At 67.3% G+C, this 16,916-nt stretch carries 22 protein-coding genes and 1 tRNA gene; 17 read left to right on the forward strand and 6 right to left on the reverse strand.

What is annotated here, in order from left to right:
* Together ACEQXV_RS07805 and ACEQXV_RS07810 are read right to left on the reverse strand one after the other, a co-directional pair.
* A partial coding sequence (locus ACEQXV_RS07805; protein ID WP_370268597.1) for a putative inorganic carbon transporter subunit DabA occupies window positions 1–1,032 on the reverse strand: 1,032 nt, incomplete at its 3' end.
* A gap of 5 nt (window positions 1,033–1,037) precedes the next feature.
* A complete protein-coding gene (locus ACEQXV_RS07810; protein ID WP_370268598.1) occupies window positions 1,038–2,588 on the reverse strand; it encodes a proton-conducting transporter membrane subunit in 1,551 nt (516 codons plus the stop codon).
* 97 nt (window positions 2,589–2,685) lie between these two features.
* On the opposite strand from ACEQXV_RS07810, the gene ACEQXV_RS07815 reads away from it, so the two are divergent.
* Window positions 2,686–3,570 carry a LysR family transcriptional regulator gene (locus ACEQXV_RS07815; protein WP_370268599.1) on the forward strand — a complete coding sequence of 295 codons (885 nt, stop codon included), beginning with the start codon at window positions 2,686–2,688 and terminating at the stop codon, window positions 3,568–3,570.
* Between the two features lie 252 nt (window positions 3,571–3,822).
* Window positions 3,823–3,993: a hypothetical protein gene (locus tag ACEQXV_RS07820; RefSeq protein WP_370268601.1), complete on the forward strand. Its 171-nt coding sequence runs from the start codon at window positions 3,823–3,825 to the stop codon at window positions 3,991–3,993.
* On the opposite strand, the gene ACEQXV_RS07825 is transcribed toward ACEQXV_RS07820, so the two are convergent.
* The gene (locus tag ACEQXV_RS07825; RefSeq protein ID WP_370268603.1) at window positions 3,985–4,638 is read right to left on the reverse strand and encodes a L,D-transpeptidase; all 654 of its coding nucleotides are present in this window, start codon (window positions 4,636–4,638) and stop codon (window positions 3,985–3,987) included. The genes ACEQXV_RS07820 and ACEQXV_RS07825 overlap by 9 nt on opposite strands.
* Before the next feature lie 181 nt (window positions 4,639–4,819).
* Window positions 4,820–4,894 (reverse strand) — tRNA-Thr (locus ACEQXV_RS07830).
* A 92-nt stretch (window positions 4,895–4,986) separates the two neighbouring features.
* On the opposite strand from ACEQXV_RS07830, the gene ACEQXV_RS07835 reads away from it, so the two are divergent.
* Genes ACEQXV_RS07835 through ACEQXV_RS07850 form a run of 4 tightly spaced genes read left to right on the forward strand, consistent with a single transcriptional unit; the run spans window position 4,987 to window position 7,435 of the window.
* Window positions 4,987–5,160 (forward strand): hypothetical protein, encoded by a 174-nt coding sequence (locus ACEQXV_RS07835; protein WP_370252405.1) that lies wholly within the window; start codon window positions 4,987–4,989, stop codon window positions 5,158–5,160.
* 46 nt (window positions 5,161–5,206) lie between these two features.
* On the forward strand, window positions 5,207–6,478 hold the full coding sequence (gene murA / locus ACEQXV_RS07840; RefSeq protein ID WP_370268605.1) for a UDP-N-acetylglucosamine 1-carboxyvinyltransferase: 1,272 nt from the start codon (window positions 5,207–5,209) through the stop codon (window positions 6,476–6,478).
* Window positions 6,471–6,941, forward strand: a complete 471-nt coding sequence (locus tag ACEQXV_RS07845; protein WP_370268606.1) for a DUF2948 family protein — start codon at window positions 6,471–6,473, stop codon at window positions 6,939–6,941. The genes murA and ACEQXV_RS07845 overlap by 8 nt, the downstream gene beginning before the upstream one ends.
* A complete protein-coding gene (locus tag ACEQXV_RS07850; RefSeq protein WP_370254473.1) occupies window positions 6,938–7,435 on the forward strand; it encodes an N-acetyltransferase family protein in 498 nt (165 codons plus the stop codon). Before ACEQXV_RS07845 ends, ACEQXV_RS07850 begins: the two co-directional genes overlap by 4 nt.
* A gap of 42 nt (window positions 7,436–7,477) precedes the next feature.
* On the opposite strand, the gene ACEQXV_RS07855 is transcribed toward ACEQXV_RS07850, so the two are convergent.
* Window positions 7,478–7,882 (reverse strand): cytochrome c, encoded by a 405-nt coding sequence (locus ACEQXV_RS07855; protein WP_370254472.1) that lies wholly within the window; start codon window positions 7,880–7,882, stop codon window positions 7,478–7,480.
* Between the two features lie 208 nt (window positions 7,883–8,090).
* On the opposite strand from ACEQXV_RS07855, the gene hisD reads away from it, so the two are divergent.
* From hisD to ACEQXV_RS07900, 9 genes are all read left to right on the forward strand, one after another.
* On the forward strand, window positions 8,091–9,404 hold the full coding sequence (gene hisD, locus ACEQXV_RS07860; protein ID WP_370254470.1) for a histidinol dehydrogenase: 1,314 nt from the start codon (window positions 8,091–8,093) through the stop codon (window positions 9,402–9,404).
* Complete coding sequence (locus tag ACEQXV_RS07865) at window positions 9,401–9,883, forward strand: UPF0262 family protein (RefSeq protein WP_370254469.1); 483 nt, start codon at window positions 9,401–9,403, stop codon at window positions 9,881–9,883. Before hisD ends, ACEQXV_RS07865 begins: the two co-directional genes overlap by 4 nt.
* Window positions 9,884–9,888: 5 nt before the next feature.
* Complete coding sequence (locus ACEQXV_RS07870; protein ID WP_370268607.1) at window positions 9,889–10,356, forward strand: low molecular weight phosphatase family protein; 468 nt, start codon at window positions 9,889–9,891, stop codon at window positions 10,354–10,356.
* Entirely contained in the window at window positions 10,353–10,751 is a 399-nt protein-coding gene (locus ACEQXV_RS07875; protein ID WP_370268609.1) for a ketosteroid isomerase-related protein, read from the forward strand. Before ACEQXV_RS07870 ends, ACEQXV_RS07875 begins: the two co-directional genes overlap by 4 nt.
* On the forward strand, window positions 10,748–11,332 hold the full coding sequence (locus ACEQXV_RS07880; protein ID WP_370268611.1) for a GNAT family N-acetyltransferase: 585 nt from the start codon (window positions 10,748–10,750) through the stop codon (window positions 11,330–11,332). The genes ACEQXV_RS07875 and ACEQXV_RS07880 overlap by 4 nt, the downstream gene beginning before the upstream one ends.
* Window positions 11,329–12,198 carry a carbon-nitrogen hydrolase family protein gene (locus ACEQXV_RS07885; protein ID WP_370254464.1) on the forward strand — a complete coding sequence of 290 codons (870 nt, stop codon included), beginning with the start codon at window positions 11,329–11,331 and terminating at the stop codon, window positions 12,196–12,198. Before ACEQXV_RS07880 ends, ACEQXV_RS07885 begins: the two co-directional genes overlap by 4 nt.
* A gap of 84 nt (window positions 12,199–12,282) precedes the next feature.
* Complete coding sequence (gene infA, locus ACEQXV_RS07890; protein ID WP_007205486.1) at window positions 12,283–12,501, forward strand: translation initiation factor IF-1; 219 nt, start codon at window positions 12,283–12,285, stop codon at window positions 12,499–12,501.
* Between the two features lie 8 nt (window positions 12,502–12,509).
* Window positions 12,510–13,085, forward strand: coding sequence for a nucleoside triphosphate pyrophosphatase (locus ACEQXV_RS07895; protein WP_370268613.1), 576 nt, complete (start codon window positions 12,510–12,512; stop codon window positions 13,083–13,085).
* Window positions 13,082–14,128 (forward strand): ribonuclease E/G, encoded by a 1,047-nt coding sequence (locus tag ACEQXV_RS07900; protein WP_370268615.1) that lies wholly within the window; start codon window positions 13,082–13,084, stop codon window positions 14,126–14,128. The genes ACEQXV_RS07895 and ACEQXV_RS07900 overlap by 4 nt, the downstream gene beginning before the upstream one ends.
* On the opposite strand, the gene ACEQXV_RS07905 is transcribed toward ACEQXV_RS07900, so the two are convergent.
* Window positions 14,129–15,340 (reverse strand): cytochrome P450, encoded by a 1,212-nt coding sequence (locus ACEQXV_RS07905; protein ID WP_370268617.1) that lies wholly within the window; start codon window positions 15,338–15,340, stop codon window positions 14,129–14,131.
* 115 nt (window positions 15,341–15,455) lie between these two features.
* Between ACEQXV_RS07905 and ACEQXV_RS07910 the strand changes: the two genes are divergently transcribed.
* Together ACEQXV_RS07910 and ACEQXV_RS07915 are read left to right on the forward strand one after the other, a co-directional pair.
* Window positions 15,456–15,638 (forward strand): DNA gyrase inhibitor YacG, encoded by a 183-nt coding sequence (locus tag ACEQXV_RS07910; RefSeq protein WP_370254474.1) that lies wholly within the window; start codon window positions 15,456–15,458, stop codon window positions 15,636–15,638.
* Between the two features lie 242 nt (window positions 15,639–15,880).
* On the forward strand, window positions 15,881–16,882 hold the full coding sequence (locus tag ACEQXV_RS07915; protein WP_370268619.1) for an ABC transporter substrate-binding protein: 1,002 nt from the start codon (window positions 15,881–15,883) through the stop codon (window positions 16,880–16,882).
* Window positions 16,883–16,916: the final 34 nt, after the last annotated feature.

The raw sequence follows: 16,916 nt of genomic DNA on the forward strand, positions 1-16,916 counted from the left end.
ATCGGCCTGTTCCAGCGCCCGCCGATAAACCTCCGAGCGCACGTCGATGCAGAAGGCAGCCTGGATCGCGGGGCGGCCCCCGTCGGGGGCCGGGGCCGGAGCGTCGAACAGGGCGGCAAGCCGCCGTTCTTCGCCCCGTTCAGCCGCGTCCTGAAGCGCGAGCTCGATACGCTGTGCCACACTGGCAACAGGCGGACAGCGATAGCTCGCCAGTGCGGCCTGCCAGCAAGGGGCGATCTGCTCGCCATACTGGTCCCATAGCGCCGCTTCCCACACCAGCCGGATGGTCAGAAGCGCCAGGAGGCTGTCGTCCTGGACGCCATCACGCTCGGCCAGCCAGCCGCGCGCGCGCGTCACCTGCGCCCAACCGCCAAGCGTCATCAGAAGCCGGTGGAAATAGGCGGGCGCGGCCTCGGGCGGCAGCCCGATCCGGGCGGCAGCCACCCCCAGAGCCGCGCGGGGATCGCGTGGCCGGGTGGCGACATGGGCGGCAAAACCCGGCAACCCCGCGATGACAGAGGTCAGGTCGCGGCTGGCAAATCGCCGCCAGGACAGGAACGCGCCGCCCTGCAAGGGAGGCCAGAGGGCCTGGCCCTCGTCGAAATGGGCCGCGGCCCACAGCCCGATCCGGTCGGCGATGAACTCGGGCCAGTCGATGCCGGAAGCAGCCTGGGCAAGCCCCGCCATCGTCGGCAGGGGCAGATCGCGTGCCGTGGGGGTGGACAGGGCCTCTTTCAGCGCATGCAGGGGCAGGCCCGCCGCGCTGGCAGCGTCGGACAGGTCCGCTTCTGTCAGGCGTCCATCGGCAAGGCGCGCGGCCAGTGTCTCGCGCGGCTCGGCAATCCGGATCCCGCCAGCCCGCGCCAGCCGCGCAGCGGCGGTGGGGCGCGGGTCCCGCGCCTGGCCCAGGAACGGGTTCACCGCGACCGTCGCGGTCAGGGGAAAGGCCGGCGGAATCTGCGCGATGGCCTCCTGTGCGCCGGCCAGAAGGTCGAGCGCGGGGCCGGAGAACTGGGTATGCTGGAAGATCATCGACGTCATCCTTTCCTGGGGGACCAGTGGCCGGTCATCCGGTCGGTCAGTGCGTTGAGGTAGAGCCCGTTCATCAGGTGCACCCGCATGCCCTGCGCGGCGGGATGCCCGGCCCAGAGCGGGAAGGTGGCCTGCGCCACGGCGGCGCTGGCAAAGCTCGCCAACGCCAGCAGGATCGTGGCCCAGGCCAGCCCGTCAGGGGCGGGCGGCGGCGGCAACGTGCCATGGGTCAGCGCGGTGGCTCCCGCCTGAAGGGTGAAATAGGCGATGGTCGCCGCCCCCGACATGAGCGCCGTGCGCCAGGTCAGCGCGCGCGGAGCCGCATCGGCCAGCCCCTGCGCAATCAGGTAGGCGACGCCGAAGATCAGGATCGCGCCAAGCGCCACTGCCTGAGGCGGCTTGTGCCAGATGCCGAAGGCCAGGCCCGCGACGGCGTAGATCAGCAGCGCAAGGCCGAAGGCCCGGGCCACGGCGACCAGTCCGGGCACCGCCACCGGGCCGGGTCGCCGGATCGAGGCCACCTGCTCGACCGCTCCGCCAGAGGCCAGGAAGGCATGGGCCTTGTAAAGCGAATGGGCCACGATATGCAGCAGCGCCAGCGGAAAGAGCGCCAGCCCGCATTGCAGCACCATGAAGCCCATCTGCGCCGCCGTGGACCAGGCCAGCGCGGTCTTGACCGCCGGTTGCGTCAGCGCCACCGCCGCGCCGATCAGCGCGCTGAAGCCGCCCACAAGCGCCAGCAGGGCCAGCACGCCGGGCACCGCCAGCATCAGGTCGGCAAAGCGGATCAGGAGGAAACCACCCGCATTGACGACGCCCGCATGCAGCAGCGCCGAAACCGGGGTGGGGGCCTCCATCACTTCGGTCAGCCAGCCATGGGCGGGGATAAGCGCGGATTTGAACACCGCCGCGACCGCCAGCAGAAGCGCGATGAGCCACAGCCCCCCCGGCGTGTCTCCGGCCCGGGCGGCCTCGGAAATTGCGGCGATGTCGCCGGTGCCGAAGCCTGCCACCATCAAGGCGGCGGCCAGAACCAGGGCGCCACTGCCCACCAGCCCGCTCAGCGTCTTCTTGCGCGCGGCGCGCACGGCCCGGGGGCGGTCAGGATAGAACAGGATCAGCCGGTGCAGCCCGCTGCCGATCGCGACCCAGGCCAGCACCAGCTGCACGAGGTTGCCCGCCGTCACCAGAAGCAGCACAAAGGCCAGCACCGCCGCCATCCAGGCCATGAAGCGCGACTGGCCCGGCTCGCCATCGAGCGCGGTGCGCGAGAAGCGCAGAACCACCCATCCCACGAAGGACACGGTCAGCGCCATGGTGACGGCCAGGATGTCGATCCGGGCCGAAAATCCGACCCCGGCCAGGCCCAGAAGCGGGCTGCTTGCAGGGCCCTGCACGGCCAGGAGCAATGCCGAGACGAGCGTGGTGGCAAGGCCAGCCAGGGCAGCGTATTCCGGCAGGCGCAGCCGGACCCCGGCGCGCGGGGCGGGAGAGAGCGCGAGCCAGAGCGCGACCAGCAGCAGGCCAAGCGGCGCGGCGAAGGGAAGGAAGGTCATCTCAAGTCTCCTGTGTCGGCGTTGCCGGTCAGGTAGGCTCTCCGTTATATAAAGAAAAATACATTGTTTTTCTGTAATCGTTCTATTTTATGGATGTATGGGCCAGCTCAATTACCATCACCTTCGATACTTCCGGGCCGTCGCGCATGAGGGGAACCTGACCCGTGCGGCGGATCTTCTGAACTTGTCGCAATCTGCATTATCCACGCAAATCAAGCAGTTGGAGGAAAGGCTGGGCCATGCGCTCTTCGAGCGGCGCGGGCGTCGGCTGGTGCTGACCGAGGCCGGGCGCATCGCGCTCGACCATGCCGACCGCATTTTCGGCGCGGGCGAGGAGCTGCTGGCCACGCTCAGCCAGACCGGCACCGTGCGCCAGGCGCTGCGGGTGGGGGCGCTCTCGACCCTGTCGCGCAACTTCCAGCTTGGCTTCCTGCGCCCGGTTCTGGGGCGGGGTGACGTGGATCTCGTGCTGCGCTCGGGCAGTGCGACGGTGCTGCTGGAGGCCTTGCAGGCGCTCGCACTCGACGTTGTGCTGACGACGGAACCCCCGGCGCAGGATGCGTTGTCGGGAGTCGTCGCGCATCGGCTGGCCGAGCAGAAGGTGGGGGTCTACGGCGCGCCCGGACGCCTGGGCCATGCCAGCCTGCGCGACCTTCTGGCCGCCGAACCGGTGATCCTGCCCACGGAAAGCTCGATCCGCACCGGGTTCGACAGCCTCGTGGCCCGGCTCGACATCACGCCGCGCATCGCCGCCGAGGTGGACGACATGGCGATGGTGCGCCTTCTGGCGCGCGAGAACGCGGGACTTGCCATCGCGCCCGCGGTGGTGCTGGCCGACGAATTGGCCTCGGGCCGGCTGGCCGAGGCCCCGTTCGGGCTGGAGATCGTCGAAAGCTTCTACGCCGTCACCGTGGCGCGGCGCTTCCCCAACCCGATCTTGCGCTGGCTGCTGACAGGGCAGGGGGCGTCAGCCGGGGCTTGAGCCGGTGTCATCACACGTTAAGGTGAAGCCTTGAGGCTTGGCGGATCGGGGCCAAGTATCCTAGTGCTGCCAGACGACCCCGGGAGATTTCGAGATGAATGCCTTTTCCAAAGCGGCCCCGCTGCTGATCCTTGCCCTGACCGCCGCCTGCGAGGCCCCGCCGGAACCCGGTGCCGATGGCCTGCCTGGCGTGCCGGTGGAGATGTCAGTGGACCTTATCGCGCAGCTCGCCCCGGGCAGAACCTGGAAAACGTGCGCCTGCTGCCCGAGGATGGCTGCTACTGGTATCAATGGGCCGGGCCGGTCGAAACGACCTACCTGCCGCTGCGCACCCGCGAGGGGCGGCTGATCTGCGTGCGCTCGCCCGAGCAGGCCAATATCGGCATGACCGATGCGGAGGCGGCCGCGCAGGGCTCAACTTGAGGCGGTAACCCAGTCCTCGGCGGGATAGAGCACCGCCGTCACCCCGGTTTCGACATTGTCGTAAAGCCCGATGATATGGGCCATCACCATGCGCACGCAGCCGGAACTGGCGCGCCGCCCGATGGACCAGGGCTGGGGCGTGCCGTGAATGCGCAGGTAGGTGTCGCGGTTGCCGACATAGAGGTAGAGCGCGCGCGCCCCGAGCGGGTTCGTGGGGCCACCCGGCATGCCCTCTTCGTATTGCGCGTAGACATTGGGCTCGCGCGCGATCATCGCCGCGGTGGGTGTCCATTGCGGCCAGCGTGCCTTGCGCCCGATGGTGAAGGTGCCGGGCTCATAGAGATCGCCCCGCCCGATCGCCACGCCATAGCGCATCGCGGTGCCGTCGGTCTGGATGTGGTAGAGGTAGCGCGCCACGGCATCCACGTGGATATCGCCCGGGCGCAAGCCGTCATTGGCCTGGACGCGCGTGGGCAGGAAACGGGGGTGCAGGTTCCAAGGGTTCGTGGTCGCCGGGTCGTAATTGGCCGGTGTCACCTGCGCGTCCCAACTGTCCCATTGCGAGGGGTTGGCCCAGGCAGGGGCTGCAATGGGCGCCGAGAAAAGCGCGGCGCTGGTCATGATGAAATGGCGTCTGGTCAACATCTTGGCAGTCTCCAACCGGGCGCAGGGCATGGGCAATCCATCCTATGTGTCCCCTCCACCGCCCCCAGACAAGACCCGGTGCCCCTGCCGGGGGTCACAATCCGGTGTGCGCGGGCCGAAAACGGCAGGCGGAACGACCCGGTTCAGGCTCCGTGGATGATGCGAAGATGTCGGAGGGGGATGGTGCCGCAGGGGAGGATTGAACTCCCGACCTCACCCTTACCAAGGGTGCGCTCTACCACTGAGCTACTGCGGCCCCGTTCGTCGTGGGCGGTGAATTAGACTCAATCGCCTGATGGTGCAAGCGCAATCTGGACCCTTTTTCACCTTGGATGTATGGAAGGGGCCATGAGCACCGCAAAACCCCCAGTGAAAGCAGGGCAGGGCGCCCCGAAGAAAGCCCCGCAAAGCCGCGAAGACCGGCTCAAGGCGGCGCTGAAGGCCAATATGGGCAAGCGCAAGGCGCAGGCGCGCGCCCGCGCCGCCGGGGATGCGGGCACGACAGAGCAGGACAAGGGCTGAGCGGGGCACATCCCCGTCACGCCGGCTAAGCAGAGAGGCAGGGCATTTGGATCGGATCATCATCAAGGGCGGATCGGCGCTGAACGGGCAGATTCCCATCGCGGGGGCCAAGAATGCCTGCCTGACGCTCATGCCCGCCACGCTGCTCAGCGAAGAGCCGCTGACGCTGACCAATGCGCCGCGCCTGTCGGACATCCGCACCATGACCGAGCTTCTGCGCTCGCTTGGCGCGGAAGTGACGGCGATGAACGATGGCAAGGTGCTGGCCATGTCCTCGCACGGGGCGGACACCCACCTCGCCCACTATGACATCGTGCGCAAGATGCGCGCCTCGAACCTCGTTCTCGGGCCGCTTCTGGCACGCCACGGGCAGGCCGAGGTGTCGTTGCCGGGCGGCTGCGCCATCGGCGCGCGCCCGATGGACCTGCACATCACCGCGCTGGAGGCGCTGGGCGCCGAGATCGAACTGCGTGACGGCTACCTGCATGCCAAGGCGCCCGGCGGGTTGAAGGGCGCGGTTCATGAACTGCGCTTCGCCTCGGTGGGCGCGACCGAAAACACCGTCATGGCGGCCACGCTCGCCAAGGGCACCACGGTTTTGAAAAACGCCGCGCGCGAGCCTGAGATCGTGGACCTCGTGCGCTGCCTGCGCGCCATGGGGGCGCAGATCGCGGGCGAGGGAACCTCGACCATCGAGATCCAGGGCGTCGACCGGCTGCATGGCGCGACTCACCCCGTTGTCACCGACCGGATCGAACTGGGCACCTATATGCTCGCCCCCGCCATCACCGGCGGCGAGGTGGAGCTTCTGGGCGGCCGGATGGAACTGGTGGAAAGCTTCGTGGCCAAGCTGCACGAAGCCGGGATCGACGTGACCGAGACCGACAAGGGCCTCAAGGTCAGCCGCAAGAACGGTCGGGTGAAGGCCGTTGACGTGGTGACCGAACCCTTCCCGGGCTTCCCCACCGATCTGCAGGCGCAGATGATGGCGCTCATGTGCACCGCCGACGGCGTGTCGGTGCTGGAAGAAAAGATCTTCGAAAACCGCTTCATGCATGCGCCCGAGCTGGTGCGCATGGGCGCGCGTATCGACGTGCATGGCGGCCACGCCACCGTGACCGGCGTGGACAAGCTGCGCGGCGCGCCCGTGATGGCGACCGATCTGCGGGCTTCGGTTTCGCTCATTCTCGCGGCCCTTGCCGCCGAGGGCGAAACCGTGGTCAGCCGGGTCTATCACCTCGATCGCGGCTACGAGCGGGTGGAAGAAAAGCTGCGCGCCTGCGGGGCGCATGTGGAACGGGTGCATGGCGATGGCTGATGCCCGCTTCGAAGATGGCGGCGAATCCCCGCTGCGGCTGAAGGCACTGGACGCCGATGACCTCAACGTCATCTCGACCCTCGTGCAGGATGCGGTCTTCCCGATCACCGAGATGACATGGGACCGGGCCCGCCGCCGCTTCGCCCTTCTGATCAACCGCTTCCGCTGGGAAGAGGGCCCGCGCATCGGGGCCCATCCGCCGGAACGGGTGCAGGCGCTGCTGGTGGTCGAGGACGTGCTCTCCGTGGCCTCGCAGGGCATCGACCGGGACGAGTCCGATACGGTTCTGTCGCTTCTCGCGCTGAACTGGAGCGCGGGCGAGGACGGCACCGGGCGCATCACGCTGATGCTGGCCGGTGACGGGGCGGTGGCGCTCGATGTGGAATGCATCGACGTGACGCTGCGCGACGTGACGCGGCCCTATATCGCCCCCTCGCGCCAGACCCCCAGCCACCCCGAATGATCCTGCGCCGCCGCGACCAGGTCCGCCTGCGCCGCCTGAAGGCGCGCGATGCCGGGCCGTGGCGCGCGCTGCGGGCCGAAGCGCTGGCCCTGCACCCCGAAGCCTTTGGTGAAACCCATGACCCGCTGTCGGGCCAGCCGCTTGCGGCCTTTGCCGATGCACTGGAAGCAGGGCTGGTGCTGGGGGCCTTCGACGGCGAAGACCTGGTGGGCAGCATGGCGCTCGACGTGACGGGCACGCAGGGCGAACTGCGCGCGGTCTACGTGCGCCCCGACCGGCGCGGGCAGGGGCTTGGGCGGCGCTTGCTGAGGGATTTGCTGGCCGAAGCGAAGCGGCAGGGGGTCAGGCGGCTCGACCTGTCGGTGGCCTCGACCAATCACCCGGCCCTGCGGTTCTATCTCGCGGCAGGGTTCCGGTCTGCGGGACAACCGTCGCGGGCGCTGGCCCGCGACGGTCGCTTGCTCGATCTCATCGTGATGACCCGGGCGCTCTGACGGGGAGGGACGGTAACCCACCAGGAACGCCGGGGCAGGGTCTCACTGCTGGATCGAAGCCAGGTACTCGGCCAGTTCAAGAACCCGGCCGCGTACGATCAGCTCGGCACCATAGGTCCCGGCAAGATCTGCGTCGTTGGAATAGCGGTCGCCCCAGATCGGCATTTCCGACCCGTGCCCACGCAGGCCGGACCGGCCGTCGATCAGGTGGATGACCTCAAGCATCGGGAACACCCCGTCATTCGACCCTGCAAGGGTTGTCAGGTCGGGCGGCGCCATGGTCAGCAGGTCCGAGAACGGCGTGTTGCTGGTTCCGTCGACCCCGTGACAGGTCGCGCAGGAGCGCATGTATTCCTGCTCACCCACCGATTGCGCCTGCGCGCTACAAGCACCAAGCACGCCAAGGGCTGCTGCCGCGATGCCGAATGTAATGGCCTTGATCTTCATCTGATATCCTCCGCTCTCAGATGCGACTGTAACAGTTGACTCACTGAATAGTTGCGCGAGTCACCATTTGTTAACCATTTACCTCGAAAGAGAAGGTTGCCTTGACTCAGGTCAAATACCGCGCCCGGTCGAAAAATCGCACATGGGGGAACTTCAATCCCGTCCCAAAGCCCGCTAATGGAATGGCAAGCCAACAAGCGGGGGATCCATGCCGATCTTTCTGGACAGCAGCGATGCGGATTTCGAGGCGCGCTTTTCAGCGCTTCTGAACATGAAGCGCGAGGACTCGCCCGACGTGGACGAAGCCGTTGCCGCGATCATTGCCGATGTGCGCGCGCGCGGCGATGCCGCCGTGATCGAACTGACCGAGCGGTTCGACCGGCTGTCGCTGACGCCCGAAACGCTGGCCTTCAGCCGCGACGAGATCGACGCCGCCGTTGAACAGGTTCCGGCCGGGGAACGCGCCGCGCTGGAACTCGCGGCCGAGCGCATCCGCGCCTATCACGTGCGCCAGATGCCCGAGGATCACCACTGGACCGACCCCGAGGGCGCGATGCTGGGCTGGCGCTGGTCGGCGGTCTCGGCGGCGGGGCTCTACGTGCCCGGCGGGCTGGCCTCCTATCCCTCCTCGGTGCTGATGAACGCGATCCCCGCGCAGGTCGCTGGGGTAGAGCGGCTGGTGATCTGCGCCCCCACGCCGGACGGCAAGGCCAATCCGCTGGTTCTGCTGGCCGCGCGACTGGCCGGGGTGGACACCGTCTACCGCATCGGCGGGGCGCAGGCGGTGGCGGCCATGGCCTATGGCACCGACACGATCCGCCCCGTCGACAAGATTACCGGTCCGGGCAATGCCTTCGTCGCCGCCGCCAAGCGGCGCGTCTTCGGCAAGGTGGGGATCGACATGATCGCTGGCCCCTCCGAGATCCTGGTGATCGCCGACCGTGACAATGACCCCGACTGGATCGCGCTCGATCTTCTCAGCCAGGCCGAGCACGATGAAAGCGCGCAGTCGATCCTGATCACCGACGATGCTGCCTTCGGGCAGGCCGTTTCCGCCGCCGTGGAGGCGCGCCTCGAAACGCTGGAACGGCGCGCCATCGCGGGCCCCAGCTGGCGCGATTTCGGCGCCATCATCACCGTGCGCGATCTCGACGAGGCCGCCACCCTGTCCAACCGCATTGCGCCCGAACACCTGGAACTGTGCGTCGCCGACCCCGAGGCGCTGTCGCGCAAGACCGTGCATGCGGGCGCGCTTTTCCTGGGCCAATGGACGCCCGAGGCGATCGGCGACTATGTCGGCGGCCCCAATCACGTTCTGCCCACGGCGCGTTCGGCGCGGTTTTCCTCCGGCCTCTCGGTCATGGATTTCCTCAAGCGCAGCACCGTGGCGCGCATGACGCCCGAGGCGCTGAAAGCAATCGGGCCTGCCGCCGAAACGCTTGCCAAATCGGAAAGCCTGGAGGCACATGGGCTGTCCGTGCGCGCGCGGCTCGACCGTTTGAACCAGGGGGCTGGTGAATGAGTACCGATATCTGCCACATCGAGATCGACGACAGCGGCCTGCCAGCGCCCACGCCCGAAATCGAACAGGAACGCAAGGTCGCCATCTTCGACCTGCTCGAAGACAACAGCTTTGGCCTGCCGGGCCGCGAGGATCGAGACGCGCCGCCGCCGCCCTACCGGGTGGGACTTGCCATCCGCGACCGCCGCCTTGTCTTCGACGTCGATACCGAGGCGGGCGAGGACGCGGCGGAATTTCACCTCTCGCTCTCGCCCTTCAAGCAGGTGGTCAAGGATTACTGGCAGATTTGCGAAAGCTACTACGACGCCGTCAAGAAGCTGCCGCCAAGCCAGATCGAGGCGATCGACATGGCCCGGCGCGGCATCCACGACGAGGGCGCGCGGGTGCTCCAGGAACGGCTGGAGGGCAAGGCCGAGGTCGATCATGCGACCGCGCGCCGGCTCTTCACCCTCGTCTGCGTCTTGCATTTCGGCGGGTGACGGGCGTGACACAGGACTTCCCCAGCTCTGTCCTGTTCTGTTGCGATCACAACGCGATCCGCAGCCCGATGGCCGAGGGGCTGATGAAGAAATTCTACGGCCACAGCGCCTATGTGCAGTCGGTGGGCGTGCATAACGACCTGGAAATAGACGGCTTCGCCATTGCCGTTTGCGCCGAGATGGGGGTTGAGCTGGAAAGCCACCGCTCGCGCAGCTTCGACGAGATGGAACAATGGGGCGACGACCTGTCGGGCTTCGACCTGATCATCGCGCTTTCGCCCGCCAGCCTGCGCCGCGCGCAGGAACTGACGCGCCATTTCCACGTCGAGGTGGAGCATTGGCAGATCCTCGATCCATCGGGCATCGGCAATACCCGCGAGGCCAAGCTCGACGCCTATCGACAGACCCGCGACATGCTGGTCAAACGCATGCAGGACCGTTTCGGTCCCCCAACGGAGACCGAAGACGCATGACCCGAGCCACGATCGACGCCTATTACGCCGCCTTCAACGCGGGCGACACCGAGGGCATGATTGCCTGCCTGACGCCAGACGTGGCCCACCACGTCAACGAGGGCACCATCCGCGTGGGCACGGACAAGTTCCGCGCGTTCTGCGAACACATGTCCCGCTGCTACAGCGAGCGGCTGACCGACATCGTGGTGATGATCTCCGAGGACGGCACCCGCGCGGCGGCGGAGTTCACCGTGAACGGCACTTACCTGGTCACCGATGAGGGGCTCCCCGAGGCGAAGGGGCAAACCTACGTCCTGCCCGCAGGCACGTTCTTCTCGCTCGAAGACGGCAAGATTTCCCGCGTGGTCACCTATTACAACCTCGCCGACTGGGTGGCCCAGGTCTCGGCATGAGCCTGGCCTTCCGCAGCTTCCTCGGCGCGGATGTGGGCGCGACCCTCGATGACCTTGCGCGCCTGCGCATCGCGGTGTTCCGCGACTGGCCTTATCTCTCTGACGGGGATCTCGACTACGAGCGGCGCTATCTTGAGCTCTACACCAACCCGCGCGCCATCGAGGGGGGAGCCTGCGACTGGCGCCCCATGGTCGGCGCGGCGACCGGTATGCCGATGACCGATCATGACGACGATTTCGGCAGCGCGTTGGCCGGGATCGACACGCCGCTGTCGGACATCTTCTATTGCGCCGAATCCGTCCTTCTGCCGGGCTATCGGAGGCAGGGCGCAGGCCACGCCTTCTTCGACGCGCGGGAAGATCACGCCCGTGCGCTTGGCCTGACCCATTCCGCCTTTTGCGGCGTCCAGCGCCCCGACAGTCACCCCGCGCGCCCGGCCGGCTATCGCCCGCTCGATGCCTTCTGGCGCAAGCGCGGCTATGCCCCCGTGCCGGGGGCCATTGCCCGCTTCGCATGGAAAGACATCGGCGATTCGACCGAGACCGAGAAACCCCTTCAATTCTGGATGAAACGCCTATGAAGATCGCCGCCGTTGCCTATGCCTGCGACCGGCTGCCCGGCTGGGTCGCCCATGAACTCAAGCTCGACGCGATCCTGCGCGAGGCCGATGCCGACCTTGTCGTGTTCCCCGAATACGCCGCGATGGAGGCCGCGCTCATTGCGGGGCCCGCCACCGGCAGCGTCATGGACTGGCGCGACCTTGCCGCCGCGCGGGCAGCCGATTGGGTGGAACAGTTCCGCCTGATGGCGATCAAGCACCGCTGTCATATCGTGGCGGGCTCGGGTCCCGTGGCGACCGAACGGGGCGTGGTCAACCGCAGTTGGCTCATCTCTCCGGCAGGCGAGGTCCAGCACCAGGACAAGCGGCTCCTGCTGTCCTACGAGCGCGAAGAGATGGGCCTGGTCGAAGGCGAAGAGCTGCGCCTCTTTGACACCGCGCTTGGCAAGATCGGGGTGCTCATCTGCTATGACAGCGAGTTTCCCTTGCAGGCGCGCGCGCTCTGCGAGGCCGGGGCCGAGATGATCCTCGTGCCCTCCTGCACCGATTTTCCCGCAGGCCAGACCCGCGTGCGCCAGTCCTGCCGCGCCCGCGCCATCGAGAACCAGTGCCTCGTCGTCCAGGCCCCCTTGGTGGGCGAGGTCGCGGGCTGCGAGATCATCGACCACGCCACCGGTCGCGCGGGCCACTTCTGCCCGCCCGATCACGGGCTTCCCTCCGACGGGATCCTTGCACAGGGCGAAACCGATCGCCCCGGTCCCGTCACCATCGAGGTCGACCCCGCCGCCATCGCCGCCCCCCGCCTGACGGGGCAGGTGGGCAATTTCAGCCACTGGCCCGAGGGGCTGGCGCAGGTCACGCAGGTGCCCCTTCGAAGCCTTTCGTGAGATTCGCCTTGAAAAACCTGTCAATCGGGCGCATTTAGCCTCCATTCCGCGCACAGGACGCGGGTAGCCACTGTAGGAGAGACCATGGCCAAGGAAGAACTGCTCGAATTTCCCGGTGTCGTCAAAGAACTCCTGCCCAATGCGACGTTCCGGGTCGAGCTTGAAAACGGCCATGAGATCATCGCACATACGGCAGGCAAGATGCGCAAGAACCGCATCCGCGTTCTGGCAGGCGACAAGGTGCAGGTCGAGATGACCCCCTATGATCTGACCAAGGGTCGGATCAACTACCGCTTCAAGTAAGCGTTTCGATGAAACTGATCTTGGGATCGGGAAGCCCCCGGCGGCTGGAGCTGTTGGGGGTGTTGGGCATCGTGCCCGACGCGATCCTGCCTCCCGATATCGACGAGGATCCCCGCAAGGGGGAACTGCCGCGCCCCTATGTGGAACGGGTCGCGGGCGACAAGGCGCGCGCCGTTCAGGCCGCGCCCGAGGATGTCGTGCTCTGCGCCGATACCACCGTGGCGCTTGGCCGCCGGATCATGGGCAAGCCCGCCGATGCGGGCGAGGCGGCGGAATTCCTGCTTGCGCTTTCGGGCCGGCGCCACCGCGTCTACACCGCGATCGCGGTGCGCCGGGGTGACAGGCTCTGGCAGCGCACGGTGGAAAGCCGGGTCGAGATGAAACGCCTCTCGGACGTGGAACTGAACGCCTATCTCGCCAGCGAGGACTGGCGCGGCAAGGCGGGCGGCTATTCCATCCAGGGCCCCGCCGGGGCCTTCATCCCGTGGATCAGCGGCAGCTTCCACGCCATCATGGGCCTGCCCCTGCCCGAAACCGCTCAACTTCTGGCCGCCGCGGGCTGGCCTGTCTGGAGGCAATCATGAAGGGCCGTGTCGTCCTGCTCGATGAACTCGAAGATGGCCGCCGCGCCGCCGCGCTGATGGTGGACGGGCGGCTCAACGACCTGCTGATCGACCCGCGCGACGAGGCCGGCCCCGGCATCGGCACCATCCTGCGCGGGGTCTGCGACCGGCCGCTCAAGGGCCAAGGCGGCATGATCCTGCGCCTGCCCGATGGCCGTTCCGGCTTTCTCAAGCAGGGCAAGGGCCTCGCGCCCGGACAACCGCTGCTGGTGCAGGTCACCGGGCTTGGGCTGGACGGCAAGGCGACGCCCGTGACCACCCGGCTTCTGTTCAAATCCCGCTTCGCCATCGTCACCCCCGATGCGCCCGGCTTCAACATCGCCCGCGGCATCCGCGACGAGCAAGAGCGCGAGCGCCTGCTGGAACTGGCGCATGAGGGCATGGACGGCGCGCCCGAGGGCTTCGGCCTCATCCTGCGCAGCGCCGCCGAAGAGGCCCACGAAGACGAGATCGCCGAGGACATCGCCGAGATGCGCGCACTGGCCGAGGCGGTCTGCGCCGATCTGGCGGGCGATCCGGAATGGCTGGTCGATGCGCCCGACGCCCATCTCGCGGCCTGGCGCGACTGGTCCAACCCCGCCCCCGACGAGGTCAGCGATGCGCCGGGCTGTTTCGACGATCACGGCGTGCACGAGGCCATCGACGCCGCCATCGAGGAAACCGTGCCCCTGTCGGGCGGGGCGTCGATGGTGATCGAGCCCACCTCGGCCCTGGTCGCGGTCGATGTGAACACCGGCGCGGATTCGTCGCTGGCCGCCGGACTCAAGGCCAATATCGCCGCCGCGCGCGACCTGCCGCGCCAGCTGCGCCTGCGCGGGCTGGGCGGGCAGATCACGCTGGACGTGGCCCCCATGCCCAAGAAAGACCGCCGCGTCTTCGAAGACGCGCTGCGCCGCGCCTTCCGTATCGACGGGGCCGAAGTGGTGCTGGCGGGCTGGACACCGCTTGGCATGTACGAAGTGCAGCGCAAGCGCGACCGGCTGCCGCTGACGCAACTGCTGTGATCAGCGGATGCTGACCGGCAGGCGCGCGTAGCCCCGGAACCGGGCCAGCCCCATCAGCTCGGCCGGGCCGTCGGCCGCCAGCCTCGGGAAGCGGGACACGAAGCGGCCCACGGCCAGCTTGCCCTCGATGCGCGCCAGCGTCGCCCCAAGACAGACATGGATGCCGCTGGCAAAGGCCAGGTGGCGGTTGGGCCGGCGGGTGATGTCGACCGTTTCGGGGGCCTCGAACACCGCCGGGTCGCGGTTCGCCCCCGCGATCGACGTGTGGATATAGGTGCCCTCTGGCAGCACGCAGTCGTCCAGGTCCAGCGCCTCGCCCGCAAGGCGATTGCCGATCTGCAACGGGCTTTCGACCCTGAGCGATTCCTCCACCGCCGTCGCGATCAGGCCCGGTTCGCGCTGCAACAGGCGCAGCTGGTCGGGATGGGCCAGCAGCATGGCGATGGTATTGCCCACGAGGCTGGTGGTCGTCTCGTGCCCGGCATTGAGCAGGAAGATGCAGTTCTGCACCAGCTCCTCCTCGGTCAGGTGCCGCCCGTCGACCTCGCCGAAGATCAGGTTTTCCAGCACCTCGCCCTGCGCGGCCCCCTCGGGATGGGCACGGCGATGGGCAATGAGATCGGCCAGGATCGCCCCGAACTCCGTCACCGCCGCATGGCCCGCCGCCAGCCGCTCGGGCGGGACCACCGGGTCGAGCGCGCCCAGGATCGCCAGCGAATAGCCGCGCAGCTTGCGCCGGTAGCTTTCCGGGATTCCCAGCATGAACGAGATGATCTCGGTCGGCAGCACCATCGCGAAGGCTGCGATCAGGTCGAACCGGCCCATGTCCTCCAGCTCATCGAGCATGCGCTCGACAATGCCCTCGATCAGCGGCTCCATCTCGGCCAGCTTGCGCGGCGTGAAGGCCCCGGCCAGCAGCTTGCGCACCACCGTGTGATAGGGCGGGTCGTTGAAGACGAGGCTGGTCGAATGATGGGTAAAGAGCGGCCCCGCGCCGAACTTGCGCCCGAACTCCGCGCGCTTGTCCGACAGCATGGCGCGGCTTTGATAGACCTTCTGGCAATCGGCATGCCGGGTCAGCAGAACCGATCCATCCGCCATCCGGTGCACGGGGTGTTTCTCGCGCAGCGCCCTGAGCGTGGGAAACGGGTTGTCGATGAAGGCACGGTCGATCCGGGCCAGGTCGAAGTCGCCGATCGTGGTGGCTGTCATCTTGAGCACTCTCCCCTGCGCGGCACGCTAGGGCAGGGGCGCGTGCGGGGCAAGCATGGCTGGCATCCCGGCGCGCGGGGTGGCACAGTGGCACCAGATGAAAGGAAGCCTGCCCATGTCCTGCCCGATCTGCCAGAAAGACCCGGATGCCAAATATCGCCCCTTCTGCTCGCGCCGCTGCGCCGACGTGGATCTGGGGCGCTGGCTGAACGGCAGCTACGCGGTGGCTTCGCAGGACCCGGAGGACTTGGAAAAGGCCGCCGAGGAAATCGCCGAGGGGCGCGGGGCGATTCACTAGGCCCCTTGCGGTCCATCCATCCTTGCAAGGCCTGAAAATCGGGCGCTGCGCCAAGTGTTTGCGCTTATGTCAAGAATCTCGAAACCGGGTTTAAGGCAGAGCTTAAACTATCGGTCCAGTCAGAACGATTCATGGTGCCAGTTCAGATGATTTCCTTGACGTAAGCGCTTTCAGGCTCGCAAGCTGACACGTGCGACAAGCGTGGGCGCGACACCCGCTGCGCTCAAACAGGGAGATATAAAATGAAGAAGTTTGGACTTTCCGCAACGGCCGTCGGCCTCGTGATGGGCGCAACCGCGTCCTTCGCCCAGGGGCTCGATGAAATCACCGTTGCCTATTTCCTCGAATGGCCGATGCCCTTCGAATACGCCAAGCAGATGGGCATCTACGAGGAAGAGCTCGGCGTGACCATCAACTGGCGCGCCTTCGACACCGGCACGGCCATGTCGGCGGCGATGGCCTCGGGCGACGTGCATATCTCGGTCAGCCAGGGCGTGCCGCCCTTCGTGGTTGCAGCCTCTGCGGGCCAGGACATCCAGGTTGTCGACGTGGCCGTCAGCTATTCCGACAACGACAACTGCGTCGTGCATGAATCGCTTGAAATCGACGCCTCCAACGTGGCCGAGCTGGAAGGCCGCCGCGTGGGCGTGCCGATCGGCACCGCCGCGCATTATGGCTTCCTGCGTCAGATGGAACATTTCGGCGTCGACGTAAGCTCGCTGGAAATCGTCGACATGGCCCCGGCCGACTCGGCGGCCGCACTGGCCCAGGGCTCGCTCGACATGGCCTGCGGCTGGGGCGGTGCGCTGCGCCGCATGCTGGAACATGGCAACGTGCTGCTCACCGGCGCGGAAAAGCAGGAACTGGGCATCTACGTCTTCGACGTGACCTCGGTCCCCGCCTCCTTCGCGGAAGAAGAGCCGGAACTGCTGGCCGCCTTCCTGTCGGTCACCGCCGACATGAACGCCATGTGGAACTCGGGCGAGCATACCGACGAGATGCTGCCGGTAATCGCACGTGACGCAGGTATGGACGAAGACGCCACCGCGGCCACCATGGCCGGCTTCGAGTTCCCCTCGGTCGAGGATCAGCTCTCTGCCGCATGGCTCGGCGGCGGCACCCAGACCTTCCTGCTGGAAGTGGCCAACTTCTTCGTGGAAACCGGCAATATCGACAGCGCGCGCGAAAGCTACGAAGGCGCGGTCAACACCGGTCCGCTGCAGATGGTGCATGACGGGATGTAATCCCGCCGGGGCGGCGCGGGCGTGATCCCGCGCC

Source organism: Nioella sp. (genome assembly GCF_964229645.1).
Classification (GTDB): Bacteria; Pseudomonadota; Alphaproteobacteria; order Rhodobacterales; family Rhodobacteraceae; genus Nioella.